The organism is Lutibacter profundi (genome assembly GCF_001543325.1).
Lineage (GTDB): Bacteria > Bacteroidota > Bacteroidia > Flavobacteriales > Flavobacteriaceae > Lutibacter > Lutibacter profundi.
On record NZ_CP013355.1, the window covers coordinates 2068200 to 2094708 of the forward strand.

A 26509-nucleotide genomic window follows, 5' to 3' on the forward strand; every position below is an offset into this window, starting at 1 on the left:
TATATTTGCATTTGAATTAAAAATTTCAAATGTCAAGAGATCAAAAACTAAAAGAAGATTACGAACAGTTACTAGCAATTTTAGCAACTAAATTTGGCGAAGGTGAGCAACTAAATTTAGACGCAATTATTTATTTAATTGGCGTACAAGAATTGGGAAAAGGAACTATTGAATACAAAAAAGATGATAAAGTAAATTTAATGCATATAGCAATTTGCAGATTGTTAGAACCATTTGGGTATTATGAGTTTGATTTTTTTGACAATGATGGTTGGCCTCATTACAAAGTTTTAGAAGAATTACCTGCGCTAAAACCAGGAGAACAAACAGTACTTATAAAAGAGGCAATTGTATTGTATTTTAAGGAAAAGGAATTGATATAAGTACGAAACTGAATTTTTAAGATTAAATTTACCTTTACGGGTTAAATATTTGTTTATTTATAATTATAAGCTCTCCACGAGCTTGGAATAGTTTTAGCAGTTGGTAATTTAGAGTCTGAATTATAAAGCAGACCCGAAGATAACGATGAAAACACAAAAAGAAAAACGAATAGTAGGGGTGTTATAAATTTTTTGTTTTTTATGGATTTAAATTTAAATAACGGCTGAAATCAATACTAAAATACGTTCCTTATAAGGCTAAGTCTAAAAAAGGTTTAATACCATAAGGTTCGAAGGAGTATTAAAACTAGGTTGTTTATACTTCGACAGAAACAAAAACAGAAAAATTGCATTACAACACTAAAAAATTAACACTAACAAATAGTAAGCATTTACCGTACATATTTTATGGTTTTACCCTACCACAAAGTGAGATATTTTAAGTATTCTTGAAAATTAAAAATAAACACTTAAATTTAAACTTTTATGAAAAGAAAAGAAAAGAAAAGAAAAGAAACAACAAACTTTTAAAAAGGTAATATTCCTACTTGGAATATCCCTACTGCTATGGAATTGTAACAAAGAAGAAATAGGATATTTAGAGAATAGCGAAGCTAAAATAAGGCATATCTCTTATAGCGATTTTAAGGCTAAGGATAATTTTTCGCTATTAATTAACAAAATAGAACACAAATACTTTGATAGGTTAAAAGAAGCAGAAAAAAATAAATTTCAAGGAAAAACTGTTTATTCTACTAACAGTACTTTTTATATCCAAACCGATTTAATATATTGAAACCATTAAAGACGCTATTACGAATTATACATTTAAAATTGAAAGACCTCAAATAGAGAATATTAAAACAGAAAATTTAATTGTTTCTTTAAATAACAATACAAATGAAATTAAGTTATATCTTCTTGAAATGAATGAAAGTGATATTCAAAATGATATAAAGTTTTATCCATTAGATATAAACACAATAGACAGTGATGCTCTTTTTTCAAATAAAACAGCAATGATTAATGGAGTAGCTGTAACAGTACCTGATTGTACAACTATTTATTATCTCCCTTGTAATGGAATTCAAAATGCAGATGGTCACGCAGGAACTACCAACTGTGATGGTAGCACTACTATTTTAGATTTCTCTAATTGCGGTACAGGTTACGATGATGATGCTTCATCTTATGGCGGCGGAGGAATAGGAGCTCCTAACCCTACAGATAACTCTTCAACAAGTGGTGGAGGAACAGGAAGTACTACCAACACATCTAATAACAATGAACTTATTGAAGGAGCTATTGGTATTATAAGGTATAATACTACTGCAGCAAGTGCATTAAAAAACAACCTCCTATTAACTTCTAATCAAATAGCTTGGATAGGAGATTCTAAAAATAATACCGAAGTTACCCTTATTTTTAACTTCTTAGAAAAAAATAAAATTGGTGAGGATTATACCTCTGAAGCTAAAAATTTTGCTAAACTTGCTGTTGAAGCTTATGATAATGGTGGTGATGTGGATTGGGTGGATATGATTATTAATAATCTTTCTCCTAAAGCTGATTGTGTGTATCAAAAGTTAAAAAGTAATAGTACAGGTTTCAAAAATGCAATTAAGAAGTTTGATGGAGAATTTCCTGTAAGTCATTTAAATTTTATAATGGAAGATTTAGGTAATACAAGAGCGCAAACTCAAGCTCCTGACAATTATATTAATACTACTTCTGCTGATTATATCATTACAATTGCTCTAAATAATAATTCAAATATTCATGGTGTAAAATATAGACCAAATCTTATGACAGCCAAAACAATTGTTCATGAGGTTATACACGCTGAAATGTATAGGAAATTATTGTCTTTAGCTAATCAGGGACATTTGAGTTTTACTGGTTGGACAATTCAACAGCAAAAAGATTATATGATAAGTATTAAAAATAATTTTCCTGGAATTTATGACTACTATAGAAGGTATAAAAATTGGCAGCATCAACAGATGGCTACACATTATAGACAAACAATTGCTAACATTTTAAAAGAGTTTGATAATTCACTAAATACTGACCAGTTTTACATGGATTTAGCTTGGGAAGGATTGGATAAGACAAGTATAGTAGGATGGCAAGATGGTGTTTCAGAAAATGATAAAATTAGAATACTAAAAGTAATTTCAGATTACATAAATATAAATAAAAATGAAAATTGTCAATAATATAAAATATAAAATATTAATGCTTTTCTTAATCAGTACTATAAATTGTATTTCTCAATCTAAAAAAGAAACAGTTTACATACTATTCGATGGAAACAGTAAGGAGAAATGTAGATTAGAAGTAGAATATTCATCGGACAATGATGGTAGACTTGATGGTTATCAAACAGTAAATAAGTATCGAAAAAAATATAAGAATAATAGAATTATATTCGAAATTTATAATGAAAATTTTGTTTTTGATAAACAAAAATTTGAACCGGATACATGTAGCGTTCAAAATTTTAATAAAATAAAACTTGAGACAATCGAAAGTATTAACAAAAAAGTAAAAGATTCAGATTTAGGCTATCTTTTTAAGAATTCTCTTTTTAATAAAATTTATCTTGTCGAGAAAATATCTGAAACTAGAATAATTAAATATGAAGTTTATTGGGCTGGAGAATTGACTTCTGAATAATAAAGTTGAGTAGGTAAAGGTGGAAATCCAACACAAATATATGACTGATTACTATAGAATTTCGATTGAAGAAGGTTTAAGGGAATCCTCCACGTGGAAAGGTTGTTCCACATATTCACCTCCAAGTCTTTAATTCAAATTGGTCTCAAAGTTTGGATCCAGCAAATTATTTACAAACAAAGTTCGATTCTAACTACAACCCAATATCTAATAATTGTCAATAAAAATTTATATTATGAAAAAATAATTTTAATATTTAGCATATTAATAGTGAGTTTTACCTGTAAAGCACAGGATAATACCATAAATTATAATGAATTAACTATAAATGACATTAATTTTCTAGGGAATAATGTTAGTTTAGTAATTCAACATCTAGGTCAACCAAATACTATTGAAGAGTATTACTTTGAAATGCAAGATGTAATGTCACAAAAATATAAATATAATGACATTATATTTACAGTAATAAACAATAGAACTTATTCATTTGAAATTATAGGGAGTAATTATACTTTTACAAGTAATAATATAAATGTGGGAGATAATATTAACAAGTTACAACCCATCTATCCATTAAGTTTTACAAGTAAGAGTTCAGATGCATTATCTTTAGATTTTGTCGATATGGATAGGTTCATTATAATTTCTTTTAATTCTATAAATAACATAATTGATAAAATAGAAACATATAGTTATTAATAATACAAAAACCACAACCACATATATAAAAAACAGCAGAAAAGTGTCATACCAAAACCTGATACTTTTCTGTTAACTTTATAAACTAGACGAAAAAATCACAACGAATTAACCTGCTACTGTTCATTTACTCACCGTTTTGGTCTATACTTCGACAGAAACAAAAACAGAAAAATTGCATTACAACACTAACAAATAGTAAGCATTTACCATACATATTTTACGGTTTTACCCTACAACAAAATGAAATATTTTAAGTATTCTTGAAAATTAAAAATAAACACTTAAATTTAAACTTTTATGAAAAGAAAAGAAAAGAAAAGAAACAACAAACTTTTAAAAAGGTAATATTCCTACTTGGAATATCCCTACTGCTATGGAATTGTAACAAAGAAGAAATAGGATATTTAGAGAATAGCGAAGCTAAAATAAGGCATATCTCTTATAGCGATTTTAAGGCTAAGGATAATTTTTCGCTATTAATTAACAAAGTAGAACACAAATACTTTGACAGGTTAAAAGAAGTAGAAAAAAATAAATTTCAAGGAAAAACTGTTTATTCTACTAACAGTACTTTTTATATCCAAACCGATTTAATATATTGAAACCATTAAAGACGCTATTACGAATTATACATTTAAAATAGAAAGACCTCAAATAGAGAATATTAAAACAGAAAATTTAATTGTTTCTTTAAATAACAATACAAATGAAATTAAGTTATATCTTCTTGAAATGAATGAAAGTGATATTCAAAATGATATAAAGTTTTATCCATTAGTTACCATATATATATGAAAAAAATTTTGCTACTTATACTTGCCCTTATGTTAATTAAATGTTCAAATCTAAAGTATTTGGATGCTTATAATGGGTTGAAAGGGAAACCAAAAATGATAGAATCAACAACTTACAAAATTAATTTTATTGACAGTTTAGAAAATGAAATAGTTGCTTTCAAAATAATGTTTCATTTTGATTCAAAAGGGCGAATTCTAAAATGCCCACATTTAAATAAAGATGGGACAATAGGCTATGGTGAAACAAAGTATATTTATGACAAAAAAGGTAATATGATTGAATATATAAGATATGGTAAAGATAGTTTTGTAAATATTCAAAATAAATATGAATATAATAAGTATGGAAAACTATTAAAGAGAGAATCTTATTTTAATGGAAACATAAAAGCTATAACTAAATATAATTATGATATAAATAATAGAGAAGCAAGGATAATAATGAGAAATAGTGATGGCTCTTTTAGAGATAATGCACTAGAGAAATATGATAGAAACTGGAATGATACTGAGTTAATTAGTTATGATAGTTTAGGAAATCAAAAATCTAGAATTGAATTTGAATATGACAAAAGAGGGAATAAATATTTATATAAATATTACAGTTCAAAAAACGAATTATATAAAATTTCCAAAACAATATTTAACGAATATAATGATCCTATTTGGGCAAGTAGTATTCAATTTTCAAGTAAAGATACTATAAAAGGAAAGGTAACTGAATTCAAATATTTGTACGATACTAAAAATAATCCAATTGAAGAAAAATCAATTGTTAATGGAAAAACAGTTTGGATTACTAGAAATAATATTATGTATTAAATACATATGGTAACACCTCATAAAATTTATGCTTACATTTAAACTAAATAACAAACTGACAAACATTCAACTAACGATTTGCTACAACCGAAAAATCTCCGATTTTCCAGTCGCACAAATCTTATAAAAGCCGATATAAACACAATAGACAGTGAAGCTCTTTTTTCAAATAAAACAGCAATGATTAATGGAGTAGCTGTAACAGTACCTGATTGTACAACTATTTATTATCTCCCTTGTAATGGAATTCAAAATGCAGATGGTCACGCAGGAACTACCAACTGTGATGGTAGCACTACTATTTTAGATTTCTCTAATTGCGGTACAGGTTACGATGATGATGCTTCATCTTATGGCGGAGGAGGAATAGGAGCTCCTAACCCTACAGATAACTCTTCAACAAGTGGTGGAGGAACAGGGAGTACTACCAACACATCTAATAACAATGAACTTATTGAAGGAGCTATTGGTATTATAAGGTATGATACTACTGCAGCAAGTGCATTAAAAAACAACCTCCTTTTAAGTTCTGCTCAAATAGCTTGGATAGGAGATTCTAAAAATAATACCGAAGTTACCCTTATTTATAACTTCTTAGAAGCAAATAAAATTGGTGAGGATTATACCTCTGAAGCTAAAAATTTTGCAGAACTTGCTGTAAATGCTTATATTAATAAAGGTACTGTGGATTATGTAGATAGAATTATTCTCGATCAAACTTTTGTAAACTCAGTAGCTAAAGCGGGTTTAAATAAAACCTCATATTTTAAAAGTTTAGATTCCACAACGCAAACTAATGTTTTAAATATGCATTCCTATTTGAAAGCTAATGGAAAGAAAATAACAAACGCTAAAACTTGTCAATAATGAAAAATTGTATCCTAACACTACTTATTTTTCAATATCTTCTTGTTTCTTGTCAAAATAAAAAAGACTTATATCTTTTATTTAAAGAAGTACCTGAAAAAGTATATATAAATCCATCTCAAAAATCATTACAAGGTTTTGATATTTTTACTTATAGAGTTAAAATAGACAAAGATTATGAAGAGGAAATTTTCTTTAATACTGTTACTATAGAGGAAGAAAGAAAATACATTGACAGTAATGGTAAGTATAAAATTAAATTACATCAAAGAGTAATAGGTTTAGATAAATTGAAAAATTATAATGTAAAAGATTATAAATGGTTAGAAAAAACAATAAAGGATTTTACTCCTTTCCAAGCGTTATATCAATTTTATGATAAAATTTATATTGTACAGAAAGATTCTATTTATAAAAAAGCGAGACTTACAGAAGTAGTTAATGTTGAAATTGTAGAATAAGTAGAGTAGGTAAAGGTGGAAATTTAACACAAATATATGACGGATTACTATAGAATTTCGATTGAAGAAGGTTTAAGGGAATACGCTACTTTAATAGGTAACTCATATCAATGATATAAAGCTTTAGCTTGGCAAGGCTTAAAACAACATTAATTGAAAAATTTATTATGAAATTTATATTTTGTCTCTTTCTGATTTGTTCATTAACATCTTATTCGCAAAATGGAAAAATTGTTAATATGTCATATAACTTGAATAATGAAATTATTAATGAAAATTATCGAAAAATAATTGAGAAAAACGGAGAAATCACTTTTTATATTAAGGGAAATTATTTCAAGTATATTAAAAATTCAGAAATAATTAATGTACCACAAGATGAAATTGAAAAAATAAATTTCAAACCTCTTTCTGACTTAATTAGTTATAGAAATAAATTAATCAAAAAAAATAGTAAGGATTCTAAAAAAAACGGAAAACTAAAAATTTTAGAAAACTCAGAGGTTTATAAACAGATTTATATATTTGAAAAGGAAAAAGGATTGATATTAAAATACCCTGTGACTTGGTTAGAAGTTATAGAATGTCAGTGAAATTGAATAAAAAAACCAGCTAGCTGCCAACTCTAATGAAACTCAAAATTGTAATTAATATAAAAAAAATAATTTTACTAGTAATTATAAGCTTAATTATAAATTCATGTGCATCTACTACTGATGTAGCAGAACATTCTGTACAGAAATATTATTTTTATTTTGACAAAACACATCCCAAAATGAGGACATATGGAAAACCTTATGAATTAAGATATTTGTATGAAATAAATAACCCATATAACTCTGAACCTGTAATTTTCACCCCGAAAGATTCTATAGTTAAAAAAATAAGTATTAAAAAATTAAGAAACTATCATGTAAAAGACTACAAGTGGTTAAATAGTTTTAGTGGTTTAGATATAGATAAGTTTTTTTTAAAAAACACACCGAAGAAAGAATTTTATTTAATTGAAAAAATAGAGTCTCATAAAATATTATATTTAAGGAGCGTAGATTTTATTATGGAAATAGAATAGAATAGAGTAAAAGTCTAGTAAGTAAAGGAGGAAATCCAACATGAATATATGATGACCCATTATGTTACTCCTATCTCTCAGGCAATACGCAGATTGGATAATAATTCTTATCCTATTGAATACTATTATGGTTTTGGTTGGTCAGGATTAGAGAGATATGGAATTCTAAATAATTTACTAACCGTACAAGAACAGGAATATAATGAAAGTCTAAAAAACAATGTGAATATAAACTCTACTTATGGCTCTAACTGCAATTAAAATAAAAAGTATCCATCTATTTTTGTTTATAATGCTTAGTTCTTTATTTCTCTCAAGTTGTGATTCTAATGAGGATAAAGATATTGAAGATATTGTTTCTTTACTTATAAAAAAAAGTATAGAAGATGATATGCTTTATAAGAATGATTCTTTGATGATTAAAGAAAATCTCTTTATTAACGGTAAATTTATTGTCGCAGTACATAATGAAATGACTCCTATTTTGAATAATTTTGGGCTTAGAAAACACCAAAATGAATTTAAAGAAACATTCCAAAAGTTACAATCCTTAAAACAAAGTAAAAAAATTAATTTTCAAATTGATAATTCTTTAAAAGATGTATTGATTACTGATTTTACACCTGAATTAAGGGAAGATTTTAGTAAAGGAAAGATTTATAAATCTTATCATATGGTTAACTCATTTTCTAGAGTTGCAATTGTTAATAACAAGGCATTAGCAACTTACTCTATATCTTATTCTCCTTTAGATGGAATATCATACCTAGTCTATTTGAAGAAAGAAAATGGAACGTGGTACATTTTCGATCGCCAATTATTATCTATTTCTTAAACTTAATTAAAAATAATGAAAAGTCTTGGCAGAATTTCGTTAAGGTTTTTCTTTATCAGAGTATAAATATATCTTAGTAGAAATACAAACCACAACCACATATATAAAAAACAGCAGAAAAGTGTCATACCAAAACCTGATGCTTTTCTGTTACCTTTATACACTAAACGAAAATAGTAATATTTAACCCGCTACTTTTTATATACACACCGTTGTTTATACTTCGACAGAAACAAAAACAGAAAAATTGCATTACAACACTAACAAATAGTAAGCATTTACCCTACTTTTTTTACGGTTTTACCCTACAACAAAATGAAATATTTTAAGTATTCTTGAAAATTAAAAATAAACACTTAAATTTAAACTTTTATGAAAAGAAAAGAAAAGAAAAGAAACAACAAACTTTTAAAAAGGTAATATTCCTACTTGGAATATCCCTACTGCTATGGAATTGTAACAAAGAAGTATCTATTGAACCTCTTAACGGGGAATTAAATGTACTGGGCACAAAAATAGGGTATATTATAGGTAAAGATATACCTGAAATTATTAATGTGTTAACTGCTTATACAGGAAAAATATCTTCTAAAAAAGCTATTTATTCTAAAACCTTAAGTTATAAAAAAGCACGTATTGATATAGAATCAATATTGAAAGTCAAAGACTACAATAGCATTGTAAATTATACGTTTAATATAATAATAGATGATGCTCCTGAAAACGAATTTTATAACTTAGTAATAAATGAACAGCCTAACGGAGAATTAAAATTGCCTTATGTAACTAAATACGTTGTGGATAACGATGCTTTGGCAAATTATTTGGCTAATAATAAAGATTTCCGTTATTTTAAAGGTAAAAATTATACAATGTCTTTTAATAGTTTCTTTGATAATTACGATACTTCAGGCAAATCATTAAGTGATTGTCCTCCAGATGAAACCACTATCAACAATACAAATACAGGGGGAAATGGTAATTTTAATGATATTCCAAGTGATAACTTTATACAAGTAGATGCTTCTAATTTTAATTATTCAACAAGTGTAATTCAAGGGCAAAGTTTTGAAGTATTTCTAAATAGTTTTAATACAACTACACTAGAAACAACTTCGTATTCAGCAATAATAATGAATACTGCGATACCTATAACAACTACTGCTCAACCCATTAACCCTATCACAGTTAACACAAATCTAGGTATTGTTACTAACTCTGGACCTGTTGTTATAGGAATGTCTATAACAACTGTTGACAATTCCTTAAATAGTGGTGTAAATAGCGGTTGTTATATGACAATTGTAACATACTATAGTGATGGTACCTCTACTACTTCTCAAACAGATATAGGTTGTATGTATGCTCCAATACTAACTAAACCTGCTTTTTCATCAAAAACAACTACTTGCCCTGACCCTGCAGAAGGGGAAATAGGTGTAATTATTAGAGCTTGTGAATACCCCTATGTTAAAGATGCTCAAGGAAATTGTGTAGCTCCTGACAAAATTATTAATAACCTAACAAACTCTTGTGCAAAAGATATTTTCATGGAGCTTGAAAATGGTATTTTTACAACTCACCCTTTAAAACCAGAAATAATTATTTCAAATAATAATACTCTTGAACTAAATTTTTCTGAAACTATTTTAAAACTTTTTAATGATAGTAGTTCTACACATTTAATAATTGGAAACGATGATATTGGAAATGCCAATGCTCATACAGTTGGAACTACAATAACTTTAAATAATTCTTATATTGAAACTGCAACTCAATTATCTATTGCAAGAACTATTATTCACGAATCTGTGCACGCATATTTAAATGGTGTTTATTTTAGTTATACGGATTTTGAAAATAAATCCTTACAAGAAAAAATGAGACAATATGCTGCTGATAATGGATATACTGATTATAGTAAATTTCAACATGAATTTATGGGACAGTATGTGAATGCTATGGCATATTCTTTGTACGAATGGGATAAGGATTATGGAACTGGAGGTAACTTAGGCTGGAACTATTATTATTCTATGGGGTTTGGAGGTTTATTTCAAACTTATTCCAATGGTATAATTGCTAGTGAAACAGATTCATTTAAAAGCCTAATTCCAGACTCAATTGAGAGACAAAAAATTGCAAATATTATATTTAATGAATTAAAAAACAATGATGATGCAAAAGGTAAAAAGTGTAATTAAGAAAAGTTTATTTATTTTAATTATCCTAAGCAATAGTTTAATTGTCTTTTCTCAAGATAAAATAAAAGGTAAATACTCTGTTGTAGATGAAACAGGATACTTTTTTACAAATTATTATTTTTCTGAAAAAGGAACTTTTATATATAGTTCTGGAGGTGATTTAGGAGTTTCTAATTACGGCAAAGGGCATTATTTTATAAAAAAGGATAGTTTATTTTTAAATTATGACTTAACTGAACTGAAAGAAAACAGTTATCATAGAACAAAAGAATATTATAATTCTAAAGATTCTATTCAAATTAAACTAAATATATATAATTTTAGTAAAAAACCATTACATAAAATTCAGGTTTGGTCTTTTCCAAATTATAAATCCGAAGAATTAGATACTAATGGAGTAGCTTTATTTAAGTTTAAAAAAGAAAAACGTAAAGATAAGTTAGAAATACATTTAGATGGTGAATATTATGCAAAACATGTTATTAATTTAAATTATAACATAAATTATGAAATAGATGTTTTTATGAGTAAGACTGATAATTATGGTTTTGGACATTCAAAAGCTTATAAAAATGATGTTAAAAAATATAAAATTATTGAATTTAATAAAGAGTCTATTAAACTTGAAGATAAAAATGGGATAGTAATTTGGAGAAAAGAAAATGACTGATAACAATTAATACAAAAACCACAACCACATATATAAAAAACAGCAGAAAAGTGTCATACCAAAACCTGATGCTTTTCTGTTACCTTTATAAACTAGACGAAAAAATCACAAAGAATTAACCTGCTACTTTTTATATTCACACCAATAGTTAAAAGAAATAGCTGTTTTATAAGGTAAAAAAAGGGGTTAGGTTACTTTTAATCTTCTAATTAGTATTGAAAGTATTTTTGGAAAGAAACGTTTAGTGTAAACAGCTAATTTTTCTTTAAAACCGCCAATAATAATTTCTTGTTTTTCTTTTTGAACAGCTTTTAGTAGTTGTTTTACAAATAGAGAACTACTCATACCGTTTTCTGTTAAAGCATTCATTTTATTTTGTGGGATCCCTTTTCCTGTTAAAGCATTGATAGAGATATTTGTTTGTATAAAACCAGGACAAACCAATATTATTTTAATATTGTTTTTATAAACTTCAGCACGTAAACTATCAAAAAATCCGTGTAATGCATGTTTTGAAGCTGCATAAGAAGAACGCATAGGTGTTCCTATTTTTCCTACTACACTTGAGGTAATTACAAAATAGCCGCTATTTTTTTGAATAAAATGGGGTAATAATGCTTTTGTTAGCGCAATAGTTCCAAAATAATTAATATCCATAATACGTTTGTCAACCTCAATTAAAGTATCTTTTACCAAAGAGCGTTGACCAATTCCTCCATTGTTAAATAAAATATCAATACCACCAAATAGCAATAGAGCTTCATTAACTTTAGACGTTAAACTTTTATAATTTTCTAAATCAAGCGGTAGAATTTTAACGTTTAACGTATTTTCACATGCGTTTTTTACGTTATTAAGCTCAATTTCATTTCTTGAAGACAAAATAAGTTGTACATTTTGTTTCGAGAGTTCTAGTGCTAAAGATTTTCCAATTCCTGATGAAGCACCAGTAATCCAAATAATTTTATTGGTAAAATTCATAAGTTGTGGTTTAAAAACTAAAAATAGTTACTTTTGGTGTGATTATTGAAAAAATTATAAAAAACATGATGTTAAAAAAACTATTATTTACAATTGTATTATTTTCTTACACAATCCAAAGTCAAACTTATGTAAAAGGAACTTTAGATCCAGCACAAAATTATAGTTGGGTAGTTTTATATCAATTAAAGGGAGCAAAACAATTATATGTAAAAAATGCCACCATTTCTAATGGTAAATTTTCAATTGAATTTCCCTCAAATGCTTCTGAAGGAATATATCGTTTATTATACAGTCAGCAAAATAATGGTTTTATTGATTTTATTTATAATAATAAAAGTGTTGAATTAAAATTCAATCCCAAAAACCCAGTGGAAACACTGAATTTTTTAACTTCAGAAGAAAATAAAATATATCAGAACTATCAAAAAGAGTCAACTAAAAATAAACGAAAGTTAGATTCAATTCAACTATCATTTTTTAATACTAACAATGAAACTCAAAGAGAAAAGCTAAAAAATTTATACACTAAAACGTATAAAATTTACAATGAAAAGCAAAAATATTTTGAAACATTAACAGTAGGAAAGCTCTCAAATCATTTTATAAAATCAAGTTTTAAATACTATGTTCCACATATAATTCAAACGCCACAAGAATATTTAAATAGTGAAAAACAGCATTATTTCGATTTTGTGAATTTTAAAGATAAGGAGCTTTTAAATTCAATTTTTTTGAGTGAAAAGGTAACAGATTACGTTTTTTATTTAAATGGATCAGATGATATAGAAGTGCAAAATAAATTATATAGGAATGCCATAAATGAGGTATTTAAAAAGATAGGAGACAATTTATTATTAAAAAAGGAACTCTTAATTACTTTAATGTATAATTTTTCACAACTTGAAAATGTTGTTTTAATTGATTACTTAATAAATAATTTTTACAATAAATTACCTGAAGAGCTTAAAGATGAAACTACAATAAATCAAATTCAAGATAAAGTAAAACTGGCTGTTGGTAAAAAAGCTCCAGATTTTTCTTTTGAAAAAAACGGAAAAAAAATTTCACTCTCTGAATTAAATAGTGCAGCAAATTATATCCTTGTTTTTTGGAGTACAGGATGTTCACATTGTTTAAATGAAATGCCTAAACTATATGATTATACAAAAAATAAAACGAATATTCATGTAGTAGCTTTTGCCATGGAAAACGATGATATAGATTTTAACAAGTACAATTCTATATTTACAGCATGGACCAATATTTTAGGGTTAAAAAAATGGCAAAACCCAATTGCACGAGAATACCAAATTACTTCTACACCAACGTATTTTATTTTAGATAAGGATAAAAAAATTATTGCAAAACCAGAACATTTTGAAGATGTAAAAGCCTTTTTTGAAAAATAAAAAATATTTTATCCGTTGTAAATAGTTACACTAAATTAGTGATATTTTGTTAGTTGTATCATAAAATATATTGTTTACACTAAAAGAAGTTCCTTATTTTTTATATATTTGAAAATGAGAAATCTTTATTTAGGAAGGTTTTAAAAAGAGATTAGTCCCCAACGTACCCAAAAATAACGAATTAATATGTCTTGTAATTCAGGTAGTATACATGAGTTTGTACCAACCCCTTCAAATTTGTGGAATAAAAAACACGTACAGCATTTTTATAGACGTGTAGGTTTTGGAGCATACACAAATGAAATAGAGCAAGCATTAGCATTAACGCCTTCAAATTTTGTTGAGAACACAATAAATAAAGCGGTAAACTTACCTTTAGAAACACCTCCTTCATGGTTTGAAATGGTTGAAAGTGATTACACAAATATTGATGAGCAAATGCAAGAGCAGCATAAGGAATTGTATTTAACTTGGGAAAAAGACATGTTAAATAATCCTCTTAGAGGTAGGTTTACGCTGTTTTGGAGCAACCACTTTGTTACACGTTTAGAAGATTATTGGTGCTCATCTTGGATGTATAATTATTACAGTATTCTTCAACAATATGCTTTTGGAAACTTTAAAGAGTTTGTTAAAGCAATTGGCTTATCACCAGCAATGCTAATATTTTTAAATGGCTATCAAAATTCAGCAACAGAACCAAATGAAAATTATGCGCGGGAATTATATGAGTTGTTTACCTTAGGTGTTAACAACGGATATACTCAAAGTGATATTGTTGAAACGGCTAAAGCTCTAACAGGATATACGGCTATTAATGAATATTGTGCACCTATTAGTTTTGATATAAACGATTTTGATAATTCTTCAAAAACTATTTTTGGAAAAACAGGAGATTGGGGATATAATGATGTTATAAATATTCTTTTTGAAGAAAGAGGTTATGAAGTAGCAACATTTATTTGTGAAAAATTATACAAATATTTTGTATCACCCGAGGTAGATTCAGCAATTGTATCTGAGTTGGCAGCTACATTTATTGCCAATGATTTTGAATTAGCACCTGTTTATAAGCAATTATTTAAAAGTGAACATTTTTTTGATAACAATGCTATTGGCATTGTAATAAAAAGTCCTTTTGACGTATTTAATATTTATTTTAGAGAAACTGGTTTTACCACCAACCCAGAACTGCTTTTAAACGTTATTTGGCTTACAAGTGAGATAGGACAAACATTATTTGAACCTATTGATGTAGCAGGTTGGCAAGGGAATCATGATTGGATAAACTCCAGTACGTTGGTTGGCAGATGGAATGCCTTTGAATATTATTTATGGTGGATTTGGGAAAATCACAATGAAAGTTTAAGAGATTTTGCAGTTAATTTAGCTGGAGAATCTAACGACCCTTTAGTTATTACTAAAATTATTATAGATCACTTACTTCCAAACGGTTTACAAACAGCAACGGATTATGGTATTGCAACAGCAGTTTTTAAAGATCAAGTTCCTCAAAATTATTTTGAAAATGGCACGTGGAATTTACAATGGGATACCGTGCCTTATCAGGTAATTGTTTTATTACTTTATATTGTTAGATTGCCTGAATTTCAACTAAAATAGTAAGCTATGAGAAGTAATAATTTACATACTAATTTTGATAAAAACCATGATAAAGAACATGCAGTTTGGAATCGTCGTTCATTTTTACAAGCTCTTGGTTTAGTTGGAGCAGGATCTATAATGTTAGGGAAAATACCCGTATCAGCATCAACAATTACTCCTTTAAGTAAAGCTTTAACGGCTTCTGAAAATGATAAAATTTTAATTATAGCAAGGCTAAAAGGAGGAAATGATGGCTTAAATACAGTAATACCATATTATGATTATGATACTTATGCAAATTTGAGACCAACCATAAGAATTAAACAAAATGATTCTTTTGCGCTTTCCAACGATTTTAAAATGCCTAATTATATGGATTCGTTACAAAATTTTTGGGAAGATGGAAAAATGAAGGTTGTACATGGCGTTGGGTATTCTAATCAAAGTTTATCTCATTTTAGTTCTGCAGATATTTGGTCTTCAGCAGGAAATAAAGGTGACAATTTACAAACAGGTGTTTTTGGGCGTTATCATGAAGATTTGTATCCAGATTATTTATTAAATCCACCTACAAGTCCTCCTGCAATACAAATAGGAAGTTTAAGTAATTTAATGTTTGTTGGTGATGAGGCAGGTTATGCCTTTTCAGTTGCAAATATTGATCAATTAGCTCAAATTGCCGAAAAAGGAACAGCATTTGATGTACAAAACTTACCTTCTTGTGATTATGGAAGTCAATTAGGTTTTATGAGAAATGTTAACAATTCAACGTTTAACTATGCGAGTGTAATTAACGAAGCGTATATAGATGCAAGTAATGATGTTTCTTATGAAAAAAATAATATCTCTAAACAATTTGCCTTAATTGCACGATTGATAAAAGGGAATTTAGGAACTAAAATATATATGGTTACGCTAGATGGTTTTGATACACATGCAGATCAACCAAATAAGCATGAAAAATTGATGGGTAATTTTACAAAAGCAATTTCTAATTTTTATGCAGATTTAGCAACTCAAAGTAAAGATAGTGATGTTTTAACAATGACCATTTCTGAATTTGGACGTAGATCAAAAGAAAATGCTTCAAATGGTACAGACCACGGAGCAGCATCTACAATGTTATTGTTTGGTGAAGGGCTTAACGGAAATGGTTTTGTAGGAAATCACCCAGATTTAAATAAGTTGAATAGCAATGGAAATATGGATTTCACTACAGATTTTAGAGATGTATATGCAACCATTTTAGAAAAGTGGTTGTGCATAGATAGTTCAATTGTAGATACTGTTTTATTAAACAATTATAACAGAGCTAATTTAGGATTGAGATGTTCTTCTGTAATAGATGATGGTACTGATATTTCTGATGTAAGTTTTAAACATTATCCCATTTATGGTAATGAAACTGTTTATGTAGAGTTTGTTTTATCCACAGCTATGGAGGTAGAAGTTCAACTTGTAAATATTTTAGGTCAAAACATTGGAGTAATTCACAAAGAGAGGTATTTAAAAGGTACGCACCGCGTTAATTTAAACCCACAAGCTAGAAGATATACACCAGGACATTATATTTACAGAATATTTGCAGAAGGAAAATCGTATAGCAAGTCAATTGTTCTCGTTAAATAACGAGCGTAATTTAACTACTAAAAATGTAAAAAAGCATCTTCTAAATGTTCAATATCAAAATTATTTTTATTTTTTAAAATAGATATAATATCAAATCGAACTTCAATATTTAAATCTTTTGAAATAACATATTCATTTACTGCTTCAACTAACAACTTTATTTTTTTTTGATTTACAAAATCTTGCGGATTTCCAAAATAATCTGACGATCGGGTTTTTACTTCCACAATAGCTAAAACAGCATCTTTTTGAGCAATAATATCCACTTCAGCTTTTTTAAATCGCCAATTACGATCTAAAATTTTATAATTGTTTTTTTGTAAAAACTGAACAGCTAATTCTTCTCCTTTTTTACCTAATTCATTGTGTTTAGCCATTTTTATTTTAAATTAATGAAAAGAGTTATTTAACAAATTTTATAAAAGCATGTTTTTTACCTACTTTCATTTCTATCTCTCTCCCTAAAAAAATAGCACGATTATCTTTGTCATGCCCAGCAGGAAAATCAAATACTATTGGGAAATCAAATTCTTTGGTAGCTTCTAAAATAATTTCTTCAACAGTTTGCCCAAAAGGAGTGGAATTGTCTTTAAGATTAGTCATTCCTCCTACAATTATTCCGTTACAATTTTTAAAATACCCGCTTCGTTTTAAAGCATAAACCATCCTATCAATATTATATAAGTATTCGCCAACATCTTCAATAAAAAGTATTTTTCCTTTCGTATTAATTGAAGATACAGAGCCAAGTAAACTTTGCAAAATAGATAAATTACCTCCAACTAATTGCCCTTTTGCTGTGCCTAGTTTGTTATAGGGTGAAGAAGTAATTTTATAATTTAAATTTTTTCCAAATAATGCTTTTTTAAACGTTTTTATGGTTTTAAGTCTATCTTTTTTTCTGACTTTCATATTTATAGGCATCATAGCGTGTAAAGTTTCATAACCTAAATTATGTATGTGACTGTGCAAAACAGTTATATCAGAATAGCCAATAATCCATTTAGGATTTTTTTTAAATTTGGTAAAGTTAAGTCCATCAATTATCCGAACAGTTCCATATCCACCTCTTCCACACCAAATTGCTTTTACAGCTTTATGGTCTAAAGCACTTTGAAAATCTTCTGTACGTTCGGCATCTGTTCCTGAAAAATGAAAATTACTTCCAAAAAGATGTTTTCCTAAAATTGCGTGTAATCCCCAACCTTCAACAAGTTCAATGGCTTTTTCAATAGGTTCTTTATCACTTAAAATTCCTGCGGGAGCAACAATAGCTATGGTATCTCCTGCTTTTAAATAAGCAGGTTTTATAAGTGTGGTATTTTGCGCGTTTATATTGAAGTTGAATAATAAACTACAGAACAATGAAATAGGTAACAGTTTTAAGGTTGAAATTTTTAGCATAAATACTCTTTTTGTAAAAATACTATAATTATATAGAAAGCCAAATTAATACAAGAGATAGAAATTAGGTGTAATTCAGCGCTTAACAAATCTAAAAATCAACATTAATTCCTATTTTTGTACTTTCTTAAATAAAAATGAATGAGCAATTTTAAAAGATATACAATTACAGCAGCTTTACCTTACACAAACGGCCCAGTTCATATTGGGCATTTAGCGGGCGTTTATATTCCTGCCGATATCTACGCACGGTATTTGCGAGTTAAAGGAAATGACGTAGCTTATATTTGCGGTTCAGATGAACATGGTGTTCCTATTACTATAAAAGCTAAGAAAGAAGGGGTTACACCACAAGACATTGTAGATAAGTACCATGCTATTATTAAAAAATCATTTCATGATTTTGGTATCTCTTTTGATAACTATTCTCGAACAACGGCAGAGGTTCATCATAAAACGGCTTCCGATTTTTTTAAGAAATTATACAACGAAGGTAAATTTATTGAAGAATCATCAGAACAATTATTTGATGAAGAAGCAAATCAGTTTTTAGCTGATAGATTTGTTATAGGAACTTGCCCTAAATGTGGAAATGAAGAAAGTTATGGCGATCAATGTGAGGCATGCGGAACAAGCCATAATGCAACAGATTTAATCAACCCAAAATCTGCAATTACAGGAAACATACCAACCACCAAAGTTACGAAACACTGGTATTTACCCTTAAATGAATACGAAAAATGGTTACGCGAATGGATTGTTGAAGGTCATAAAAAAGATTGGAAAACCAATGTGTTAGGACAAGTAAAATCGTGGTTAGATGATGGATTAAAACCAAGAGCAGTAACACGAGATTTAGATTGGGGAATTCCTGTTCCGGTTGAAGGAGCTGAAGGGAAAGTGCTGTATGTTTGGTTTGACGCGCCTATTGGTTATATTTCATCTACTAAAGAATGGGCAGCTAGAGAAGGGAAAGACTGGGAATTGTACTGGAAAGATAAAAACACAAAATTAGTTCATTTTATAGGAAAAGATAATATTGTTTTTCACTGTATTATTTTCCCGGCAATGTTAAAAGCTGAAGGAAGTTTTATTTTACCTGAAAATGTTCCTGCAAATGAATTTTTAAATTTAGAAGGTGATAAAATATCTACTTCAAAAAATTGGGCAGTTTGGTTACACGAATATTTAGAAGATTTTCCAGACAAACAAGATGTATTGCGTTACGCTTTAACGGCAAATGCTCCTGAAACAAAAGATAACGATTTTACTTGGAAAGATTTTCAAGCAAGAAATAATAATGAGTTAGTTGCCATTTTTGGTAATTTTATCAATAGAGTGGTGGTATTAACCAATAAATATTTTGATGGCATTGTACCTCAACCAAATGAATTTGATGAGGTTGATATAAAAACCTTGGCTAAAATGAATCAATATCCAGTCATTATTGAAAATTCAATTGAACGCTACCGATTTAGAGAAGCCTCACAAGAGCTTTTAAACTTAGCTAGATTAGGAAATAAATATTTGGCTGATGAAGAACCTTGGAAACAAATAAAAACAAATCCAGAACGCGTAAAAAGCATATTGTATGTTGCTTTGCAAATTGCAACCAGCTTAGCTGTTGTTTGTGAACCGTTTTTGCCTTTTACTTCAAAAAAGTTAAAAGGAATTTTAAATGTCACATCAAGCGCAGTCGAGATGTCATGGGATTCAATTAAAACATCAAAAGAATTAATTGCTCCAAACCATAAAATTAACAAACCTGAATTATTATTTGCAAAAATTGAAGATGCTGAAGTACAAACTCAACTAAATAAATTAGAAGCTACAAAACAAGCCAATGAAGCTTCAACTAAAATAGTAGAACCTCAAAAAGAGACTATTGAGTTTGATGATTTTACGAAGTTAGATATGCGAGTAGGAACTATTATTGAAGCGGTAAAAATACCAAAAACAAAAAAATTACTACAATTAAAAGTAGATGTGGGTATTGATACAAGAACCATAGTTTCTGGTATTGCAGAAAGTTTTAAACCCGAAGATATTATTGGACAAAAAGTTACGGTTTTGGTTAATTTAGCACCTCGAAAATTGCGTGGTGTTGAAAGTCAGGGAATGCTATTAATGACTGATACCCCTGACGGGAAATTAGCATTTATTGAGCCTGAAAATGATTCAGTAGCTAATGGTGAACAGGTGAGTTAAAAATTTAAAATCTTTAGAGCCATGCTCAACTTGTTTCAGCATCTCATAGTGTAGAGTGAGACCCCTGAAATAAATTCAGGGTCACGAATAATTGTTTAGCTATATTTAACAAATCACAATCCATGCAATTACTAAACTACATAAAATCACAAACAAACCTTCCTGAAAATGGAATTAAAAATACTATTGAACTTCTAAATGAAGACTGTACCATTCCATTTATTTCAAGATACAGAAAAGAACGTACTGGAAATCTAGATGAAGTTCAACTAGGAGATATTGTTAAATATAAAACACAATTTGAAGAGTTAGCAAAGCGTAAAACCACTATTTTAAAGGCTTTAAAAGAGCAAGGTGTTTTAACCGATGAATTACATCAAAAAATTGAAACAACTTCTAATTTAACAAGCTTAGAAGATATATATCTCCCTTACAAAAAAAAGCGTAAAACAAAAGCTGAAACAGCTCGTAAAAATGGTTTAGAGCCCTTGGCAAAAATGATTATGAGCCAGCGGGTTAATAATTTAGAATATACTGCTTCAAAGTACATTAATAATGAAATTAAAAATAGAGATTTAGCTCTTGAAGGAGCTCGTTTTATAATAGCCGAATGGGTAAATGAACGCACAGATATTAGAAATATTATACGGTATCAATTAGAAAAATTTGCAACCTTAACTACAAAAGCTATTAAATTAAAAATAGCCGAAGAAAAAGCACAGAAATTTAGAGATTATTTTAACTGGACAGAACCCTTAAACCGTTGTCCTTCTCATCGTTTTTTAGCAATTTTGAGGGCAGAAAAAGAAGGTTTTATTCGGGTTAAAATAGAAATAGATAATGAAAAAGCTATAGATAAGATTGAACAAAGAATAATTCGAATACATACTAATTGTTCCAAACAAATACAGTTAGCCATACAAGATGCGTATAAACGCTTATTGTTTCCTGCTTTATCAAATGAAATATTAACGAAAGCAAAACACAAAGCAGATGATAATGCTATTGAGGTTTTTGCTAAAAATTTAAAACAGTTATTGTTAGGAGCTCCTTTAGGAGAGAAAAACATTTTAGCCATAGACCCTGGATATAGAACAGGATGTAAATTGGTTTGCTTAAATTCACAAGGTGGATTTGAATATAATGAAACTATTTATCCGCATGCTCCTAAAAACGATTCTATAGGAGCTATGAAAAAAATAAATTCGTTGGTTGATGCTTATAAAATTGAGGCAATTGCTATTGGAAATGGCACAGCCTCCCGGGAAACAGAGCAATTAATACGGAAAATTAAATTTAAGAAAGATATTCAGGTTTTTGTGGTAAGTGAAGCAGGAGCATCCATTTATTCTGCTTCAAAAGTAGCTCGTGATGAATTTCCAAATTATGATGTTACGGTGAGAGGAGCAATTTCTATTGGAAGAAGATTGGCTGATCCGTTGGCTGAATTGGTTAAAATTGATGCTAAATCTATTGGCGTAGGTCAATATCAACACGATGTGGATCAAACTAAATTAAAAAAGTCATTAGATGTAGTTGTAGAAAGTTGCGTGAATACCGTAGGTGTAAATATTAATACTGCAAGTATTCCTTTGTTAAGTTATGTTTCGGGAATTGGATTCAAATTAGCTGAGAATATTGTGAATTATAGAAACCAACATGGCCCTTTTATTGCTAGAAATGAAATTAAAAAAGTGCCAAGATTGGGTAATAAAGCTTTTGAGCAGAGTGCCGGTTTTTTACGTATTAAAAATGCAAATAATCCATTAGATAATTCTGCAGTGCACCCTGAAAGTTATAATGTAGTTTCAAAAATTGCCAAAGATAACAATACAAGTATTGAAGACTTAATAGGTAACAAACAACTACTTCAAAATATTGAACTTAATAAATATTGTACTTCTACGATTGGGCTTCCTACTTTAATAGATCTTATAAAAGAGCTTGAAAAACCAGGTTTAGATCCACGAGAAATGGCAAAGGCTTTTACTTTTAATCAAAACATTAGATCTATAAACGATTTGAGAGAGGGACAATTATTGCCCGGTATTGTAAACAATATTACCAACTTTGGTTGCTTTGTTGATATTGGAATTAAAGAAAGTGGTTTAGTTCACGTTTCTAATTTAGCCAATAAATTTGTGAGTGATGTTAATGAAATTGTGAATTTACATGAACAAGTAATTGTTAAAGTTTTAGAAGTAGATATTGTACGAAAACGAATACAATTATCGATGAATTTTAAATAGGTATCTACTATAAATAAAAAAGAGTTACCCATTATTTATAATAGGTAACTCTTAGTATTTCATTAACCTACAAGTTAAAATTTAAACCCAAGTTTAAAAGAAAATTGAGCAAAGAATGAAACTGTATTTGTATCGGCTTCAAGGTTATACAATCCTGGGCCTGGAGTTTTTACACTTATAGCATAGCTGTAAGAAACTGGTTTGATGTCAAAACCAAAGAATACATCTTTAGCTATATAATAATCAACACCAGCAATTGCTTGTATTCCAAAAGCTGTAATATCTACGTGACGAGCACCTAAATCTACTATATTTGCATTTCCTTGGTTATCAACTGTTACCGTAGGATCGTATTGAGATCTTCTTGCATAGTCAAAAGGAAGAGCAAAGCCTAGATAAGGGAATAATCTATCGTTTTTAGTTTTAAATAACCACTGTCCACCAATAGAAACGCTTACATCAACTCTCTCATCAGCTACAACAGCATTATAAGCCGGAATTATTAAAACTCCGTTACCATCAGTAACAGCTGGAATAGCTAATTGATAAGGTGTGTTTCGTAAGATAGCTCCTCCATTAAGTGTAATAGCAAAGTTGTCTTTAATATAGTATCTTCCTTCGGCTCCTACCATATTGGTAATGCTATTTGAGTTTGCATCAACATCGTTTGCATACGGTGCCGCTCCACTCACAGAGCTATAAGAAGAAGGTACAACTAAACCACCATTTAGATATGCTCCCCGTCCAAAAACCATTGCAGTTGTAAAGTCTCCTTTTTCAGGCGCATACTTCACAGTAACAACACTAGAATCAGCTTTACATTTTGAATCTTTATTTTGCGCATTCATACCAACAGTTGTAAAAACTATCAATAAAACGCCTAAAATTATATATTTTTTCATATCGTTAATGTTCTTTAAGAGTTAAAATTAATTTTATAAAGGGCTACACTATTAAGGTAGCCCTTTATGTTATTCTTAAAGAGATTTTAAGATGCTAATGCAGCTTGCATTAGAGCATAATATTCGTCTGCTTGTGCTAATTGACTAGCATAAGTTGCCTCTAATGTATCTACAAGAGCTTGAAGGTATGTAATATACGCTTGAGCAGCAGCTTCATCAACTTGTCCTTCAGCTAAAGCAGCTTGAGCATTAGCAAGACTGTTCATTGCAGTTGCAAGATCAGCTTGTAAGCTAGCTAATCCAGTAGCAAGGTCAGCTAAATTATCAGTATAAACGTTAACCATATTATTAGCTAACGCTTGCTCATTATCTAATGCAGTCCACTCAGCAGCAAGAGCATAGTACTCATTCCAAGCAGTAATAAGTTGCGCTTCAATATCAGCATCATTACTTGTAATATAACCAGTACTAGCAATATATGCATCGTATTCAGCTTGTAAACCATCAACAACAGCTTGATATGCATCAATTAAAGGCTGAATTTGAGAAATAGTTAATTCCCAGTCAGCGATATCAGCATTTGCAGCATCAATCCATCCTTGTAACATAGTAGGTGTATCTAAAGCAGCTAGAGCATTATTAGCAGTAGTTAAAGCATTATTAGCAGTAGTTAAAGCATTATCAGCAGTAGTTAAAGCATCGTCAGCAGCATCATAATCTGCTTGAGCAGTAGCAAGAGCATCTTCAGCAGCAATAACTAAGGCAACCTGATTGTCATATAAATCTTTTTGTTCATTAAAAGTAACTAACGCAGCAGCTAACGCATCTCCAAATGTATCAACAGTAAGTTGAGCAGCATCTACCGCATCTTGAAGAGGTTGAATAGCATCTTGAGCAGCAGTTAAAGCAACTACAGCAGCGTCTAATCTATCAGCATTTGTTCCACCAGCAACATCATCTGTACCTACATCGTAATAATCTCCAGGAGCTAAAGCTCCAGCAGTAGCATCAGCTAAGAAAGCAGCATAAGTTCCATATGTACCTGTATGGTCAATACCAGTACCAGCAGTTAATGTCAAAGCATCTACTCCGTCATCTGTTGAGTTAACAACGTAATAAGAGGCTGTTATCGTTGTAGCATCAGCATGCAACCCTAAAGCTTCGTTTACACCAGCTTCCCATACAAACCCACTAGGGTCTGCTTCAAAAACAGCTAATTTAGCGTCGTAATCCGCTTGTGCAACATCCACTGCATCTACACCAGCTGCTAAATTAGCTTGAGCAGCAACCAAATCGGCATTAGCACCAGCAATACCAGCATCATAAAGAGCTTGTTCAGTAGCTAAATTTGCAATTGCAGTTTGGTAGCTAGCATCTAATAGTGCAAGAGCAGCGTTAAGATCATCAAGATTATTAGTTGCAGTAGTTAAAGCAGCATCAGCATCATCGAAAGTACTAACAGCATCGTTATACACTACTAATGCAGCGTCATAGTTAGCTTGAGCAGTGGCGACAGCATCTTCAGCAGCAGCTAAATCAGCAGGATAACTATCAATAGCATCTTGCCACATTAAAATATCAGCTTCAGCTAAAGCAATATCATCTAAGAAATCTTGCTTGTCAGCTTGAGCATCTTCTAAATCAGCTAAAGCATTTTCATATCTAGTAACAATTTCATCTCTACTTGCTTGTAAGTCAGCCAATGCAGTAATTTCATTCATTTTTGCAGTAATTTCAGCATCTTTTGCTGCTAATAGTGCGTCAAGCTCAGCAACTCTATCTTCCCACATTGTTTTTTGAGCTTCAGGAGTAGAAGGATCTTGCATATACGCTTCTAAATCTGCAATAGCAGTTTCTAAAGCTGTGATGTTTGCTTGATTTGTAAACACTGTAGCTTCTAATTGTGCTAAAAAGTATGTCCAAGACACATTTCCGTTTAACATTAACTGAGCAGTAGCTAAACTTGCTTCAGCAGTTAGTTTTTGAGACAATGTGTTGTTTGCATGTGTCATAGCTATACTATACTTTGTAGCATATTCTGCAGCTAGTGTAACACCTGCAGCTTCTATTTGAGCCATAAGATCTATCATTTCAAGATCAAAATTAGCCTGTGAAATAGCTAAAGCATTTTGTGCGTTAGCAACATTCAAATCAGTTTGAGCAGCAAGAGTTCTTAATTGTTGCTCACGTACAGCAGCATCATAAGCATCATCTGCTATAATTCCAGCAGTAATTGCATCAGCTTGAGCAGCTTGGGCAGTTGTGTAATCAGCTTGTGCTTGAGCGGCAGCAGCCTGCGCTGCTAACAAATTAGCTTCTGCATTTTGTACAGCAGTTTGCGCGGCCATTAAATCAGCTTGAGCTGAATAAATAGCTTCTACAAGTGGCGAGACTTCATTGTCAATACAAGATGTAAAGCTGGTACTAAATAAGGCAGTTATCATTAGAACTACCGTAAATCTTTTAATTTTTTTCATTTCGTAACTTTTTAATTAATATTCTTTAAAATCTAAATAGGTTAATAAACTTGTGTTATCACAATTAGTTAACAAAACTACATATTTTTTTTAATAATGCAATAATGGATTTACAAAAACTAGTTCTTTTTTGGAATATTTAATTAT

The 26509-nt window shown here is 29.5% G+C and carries 24 protein-coding genes; 19 read left to right on the forward strand and 5 right to left on the reverse strand.

Annotated elements, in window-relative coordinates:
- Positions 1-29 precede the first annotated feature (29 nt).
- From Lupro_RS09130 to Lupro_RS09190, 14 genes are all read left to right on the forward strand, one after another.
- The gene (locus Lupro_RS09130; protein WP_068209071.1) at positions 30-383 is read left to right on the forward strand and encodes a hypothetical protein; all 354 of its coding nucleotides are present in this window, start codon (positions 30-32) and stop codon (positions 381-383) included.
- A 926-nt stretch (positions 384-1309) separates the two neighbouring features.
- Positions 1310-2602: a hypothetical protein gene (locus Lupro_RS09135; RefSeq protein WP_068209074.1), complete on the forward strand. Its 1293-nt coding sequence runs from the start codon at positions 1310-1312 to the stop codon at positions 2600-2602.
- The gene (locus tag Lupro_RS09140) at positions 2586-3062 is read left to right on the forward strand and encodes a hypothetical protein (protein WP_068209078.1); all 477 of its coding nucleotides are present in this window, start codon (positions 2586-2588) and stop codon (positions 3060-3062) included. Before Lupro_RS09135 ends, Lupro_RS09140 begins: the two co-directional genes overlap by 17 nt.
- A gap of 270 nt (positions 3063-3332) precedes the next feature.
- A complete protein-coding gene (locus Lupro_RS09145; protein ID WP_144439129.1) occupies positions 3333-3764 on the forward strand; it encodes a hypothetical protein in 432 nt (143 codons plus the stop codon).
- A 263-nt stretch (positions 3765-4027) separates the two neighbouring features.
- Positions 4028-4369 (forward strand): hypothetical protein, encoded by a 342-nt coding sequence (locus Lupro_RS09150; RefSeq protein ID WP_068209084.1) that lies wholly within the window; start codon positions 4028-4030, stop codon positions 4367-4369.
- 189 nt (positions 4370-4558) lie between these two features.
- Positions 4559-5386, forward strand: a complete 828-nt coding sequence (locus tag Lupro_RS09155; protein ID WP_144439130.1) for a hypothetical protein — start codon at positions 4559-4561, stop codon at positions 5384-5386.
- A gap of 180 nt (positions 5387-5566) precedes the next feature.
- Positions 5567-6253 (forward strand): hypothetical protein, encoded by a 687-nt coding sequence (locus Lupro_RS09160; RefSeq protein ID WP_068209091.1) that lies wholly within the window; start codon positions 5567-5569, stop codon positions 6251-6253.
- Positions 6253-6714 (forward strand): hypothetical protein, encoded by a 462-nt coding sequence (locus Lupro_RS09165; protein ID WP_144439131.1) that lies wholly within the window; start codon positions 6253-6255, stop codon positions 6712-6714. The genes Lupro_RS09160 and Lupro_RS09165 overlap by 1 nt, the downstream gene beginning before the upstream one ends.
- A 239-nt stretch (positions 6715-6953) precedes the next feature.
- The gene (locus tag Lupro_RS09170) at positions 6954-7307 is read left to right on the forward strand and encodes a hypothetical protein (RefSeq protein ID WP_068209097.1); all 354 of its coding nucleotides are present in this window, start codon (positions 6954-6956) and stop codon (positions 7305-7307) included.
- A 35-nt stretch (positions 7308-7342) separates the two neighbouring features.
- On the forward strand, positions 7343-7786 hold the full coding sequence (locus tag Lupro_RS09175; RefSeq protein WP_068209101.1) for a hypothetical protein: 444 nt from the start codon (positions 7343-7345) through the stop codon (positions 7784-7786).
- 48 nt (positions 7787-7834) lie between these two features.
- The gene (locus Lupro_RS13470; RefSeq protein ID WP_144439132.1) at positions 7835-8047 is read left to right on the forward strand and encodes a hypothetical protein; all 213 of its coding nucleotides are present in this window, start codon (positions 7835-7837) and stop codon (positions 8045-8047) included.
- Complete coding sequence (locus Lupro_RS09180) at positions 8028-8621, forward strand: hypothetical protein (RefSeq protein ID WP_144439133.1); 594 nt, start codon at positions 8028-8030, stop codon at positions 8619-8621. Before Lupro_RS13470 ends, Lupro_RS09180 begins: the two co-directional genes overlap by 20 nt.
- Positions 8622-8956: 335 nt before the next feature.
- Positions 8957-10825, forward strand: coding sequence for a hypothetical protein (locus Lupro_RS09185; RefSeq protein ID WP_068209108.1), 1869 nt, complete (start codon positions 8957-8959; stop codon positions 10823-10825).
- Positions 10794-11495, forward strand: a complete 702-nt coding sequence (locus tag Lupro_RS09190) for a hypothetical protein (protein WP_158499562.1) — start codon at positions 10794-10796, stop codon at positions 11493-11495. The genes Lupro_RS09185 and Lupro_RS09190 overlap by 32 nt, the downstream gene beginning before the upstream one ends.
- A gap of 186 nt (positions 11496-11681) precedes the next feature.
- Here the strand turns inward: Lupro_RS09190 and Lupro_RS09195 are convergent, their stop codons facing one another.
- Complete coding sequence (locus Lupro_RS09195) at positions 11682-12476, reverse strand: SDR family oxidoreductase (RefSeq protein WP_068209113.1); 795 nt, start codon at positions 12474-12476, stop codon at positions 11682-11684.
- A 65-nt stretch (positions 12477-12541) separates the two neighbouring features.
- Between Lupro_RS09195 and Lupro_RS09200 the strand changes: the two genes are divergently transcribed.
- The 3 genes from Lupro_RS09200 (at position 12542) to Lupro_RS09210 (ending at position 17122) form a co-directional block, all read left to right on the forward strand.
- Positions 12542-13888, forward strand: a complete 1347-nt coding sequence (locus Lupro_RS09200; RefSeq protein ID WP_068209116.1) for a TlpA family protein disulfide reductase — start codon at positions 12542-12544, stop codon at positions 13886-13888.
- A 186-nt stretch (positions 13889-14074) separates the two neighbouring features.
- Complete coding sequence (locus Lupro_RS09205) at positions 14075-15511, forward strand: DUF1800 domain-containing protein (RefSeq protein ID WP_068209118.1); 1437 nt, start codon at positions 14075-14077, stop codon at positions 15509-15511.
- Between the two features lie 6 nt (positions 15512-15517).
- Positions 15518-17122, forward strand: a complete 1605-nt coding sequence (locus tag Lupro_RS09210) for a DUF1501 domain-containing protein (protein WP_068209122.1) — start codon at positions 15518-15520, stop codon at positions 17120-17122.
- Between the two features lie 17 nt (positions 17123-17139).
- On the opposite strand, the gene Lupro_RS09215 is transcribed toward Lupro_RS09210, so the two are convergent.
- Together Lupro_RS09215 and Lupro_RS09220 are read right to left on the reverse strand one after the other, a co-directional pair.
- A complete protein-coding gene (locus tag Lupro_RS09215) occupies positions 17140-17499 on the reverse strand; it encodes a YraN family protein (RefSeq protein WP_068209125.1) in 360 nt (119 codons plus the stop codon).
- A gap of 25 nt (positions 17500-17524) precedes the next feature.
- Complete coding sequence (locus Lupro_RS09220) at positions 17525-18526, reverse strand: S66 peptidase family protein (RefSeq protein ID WP_068209128.1); 1002 nt, start codon at positions 18524-18526, stop codon at positions 17525-17527.
- 141 nt (positions 18527-18667) lie between these two features.
- Between Lupro_RS09220 and metG the strand changes: the two genes are divergently transcribed.
- Both metG and Lupro_RS09230 read left to right on the forward strand, forming a co-directional pair.
- Positions 18668-20734: a methionine--tRNA ligase gene (metG, locus tag Lupro_RS09225; protein ID WP_068209131.1), complete on the forward strand. Its 2067-nt coding sequence runs from the start codon at positions 18668-18670 to the stop codon at positions 20732-20734.
- A gap of 122 nt (positions 20735-20856) precedes the next feature.
- Positions 20857-22983 carry a Tex family protein gene (locus Lupro_RS09230; protein WP_068209134.1) on the forward strand — a complete coding sequence of 709 codons (2127 nt, stop codon included), beginning with the start codon at positions 20857-20859 and terminating at the stop codon, positions 22981-22983.
- A gap of 74 nt (positions 22984-23057) precedes the next feature.
- Here Lupro_RS09230 and Lupro_RS09235 read toward each other — a convergent pair whose 3' ends face one another.
- Positions 23058-23885, reverse strand: coding sequence for a BT1926 family outer membrane beta-barrel protein (locus Lupro_RS09235; RefSeq protein WP_068209137.1), 828 nt, complete (start codon positions 23883-23885; stop codon positions 23058-23060).
- 86 nt (positions 23886-23971) lie between these two features.
- Positions 23972-26362, reverse strand: coding sequence for a coiled-coil domain-containing protein (locus tag Lupro_RS09240; RefSeq protein ID WP_068209140.1), 2391 nt, complete (start codon positions 26360-26362; stop codon positions 23972-23974).
- Positions 26363-26509: the final 147 nt, after the last annotated feature.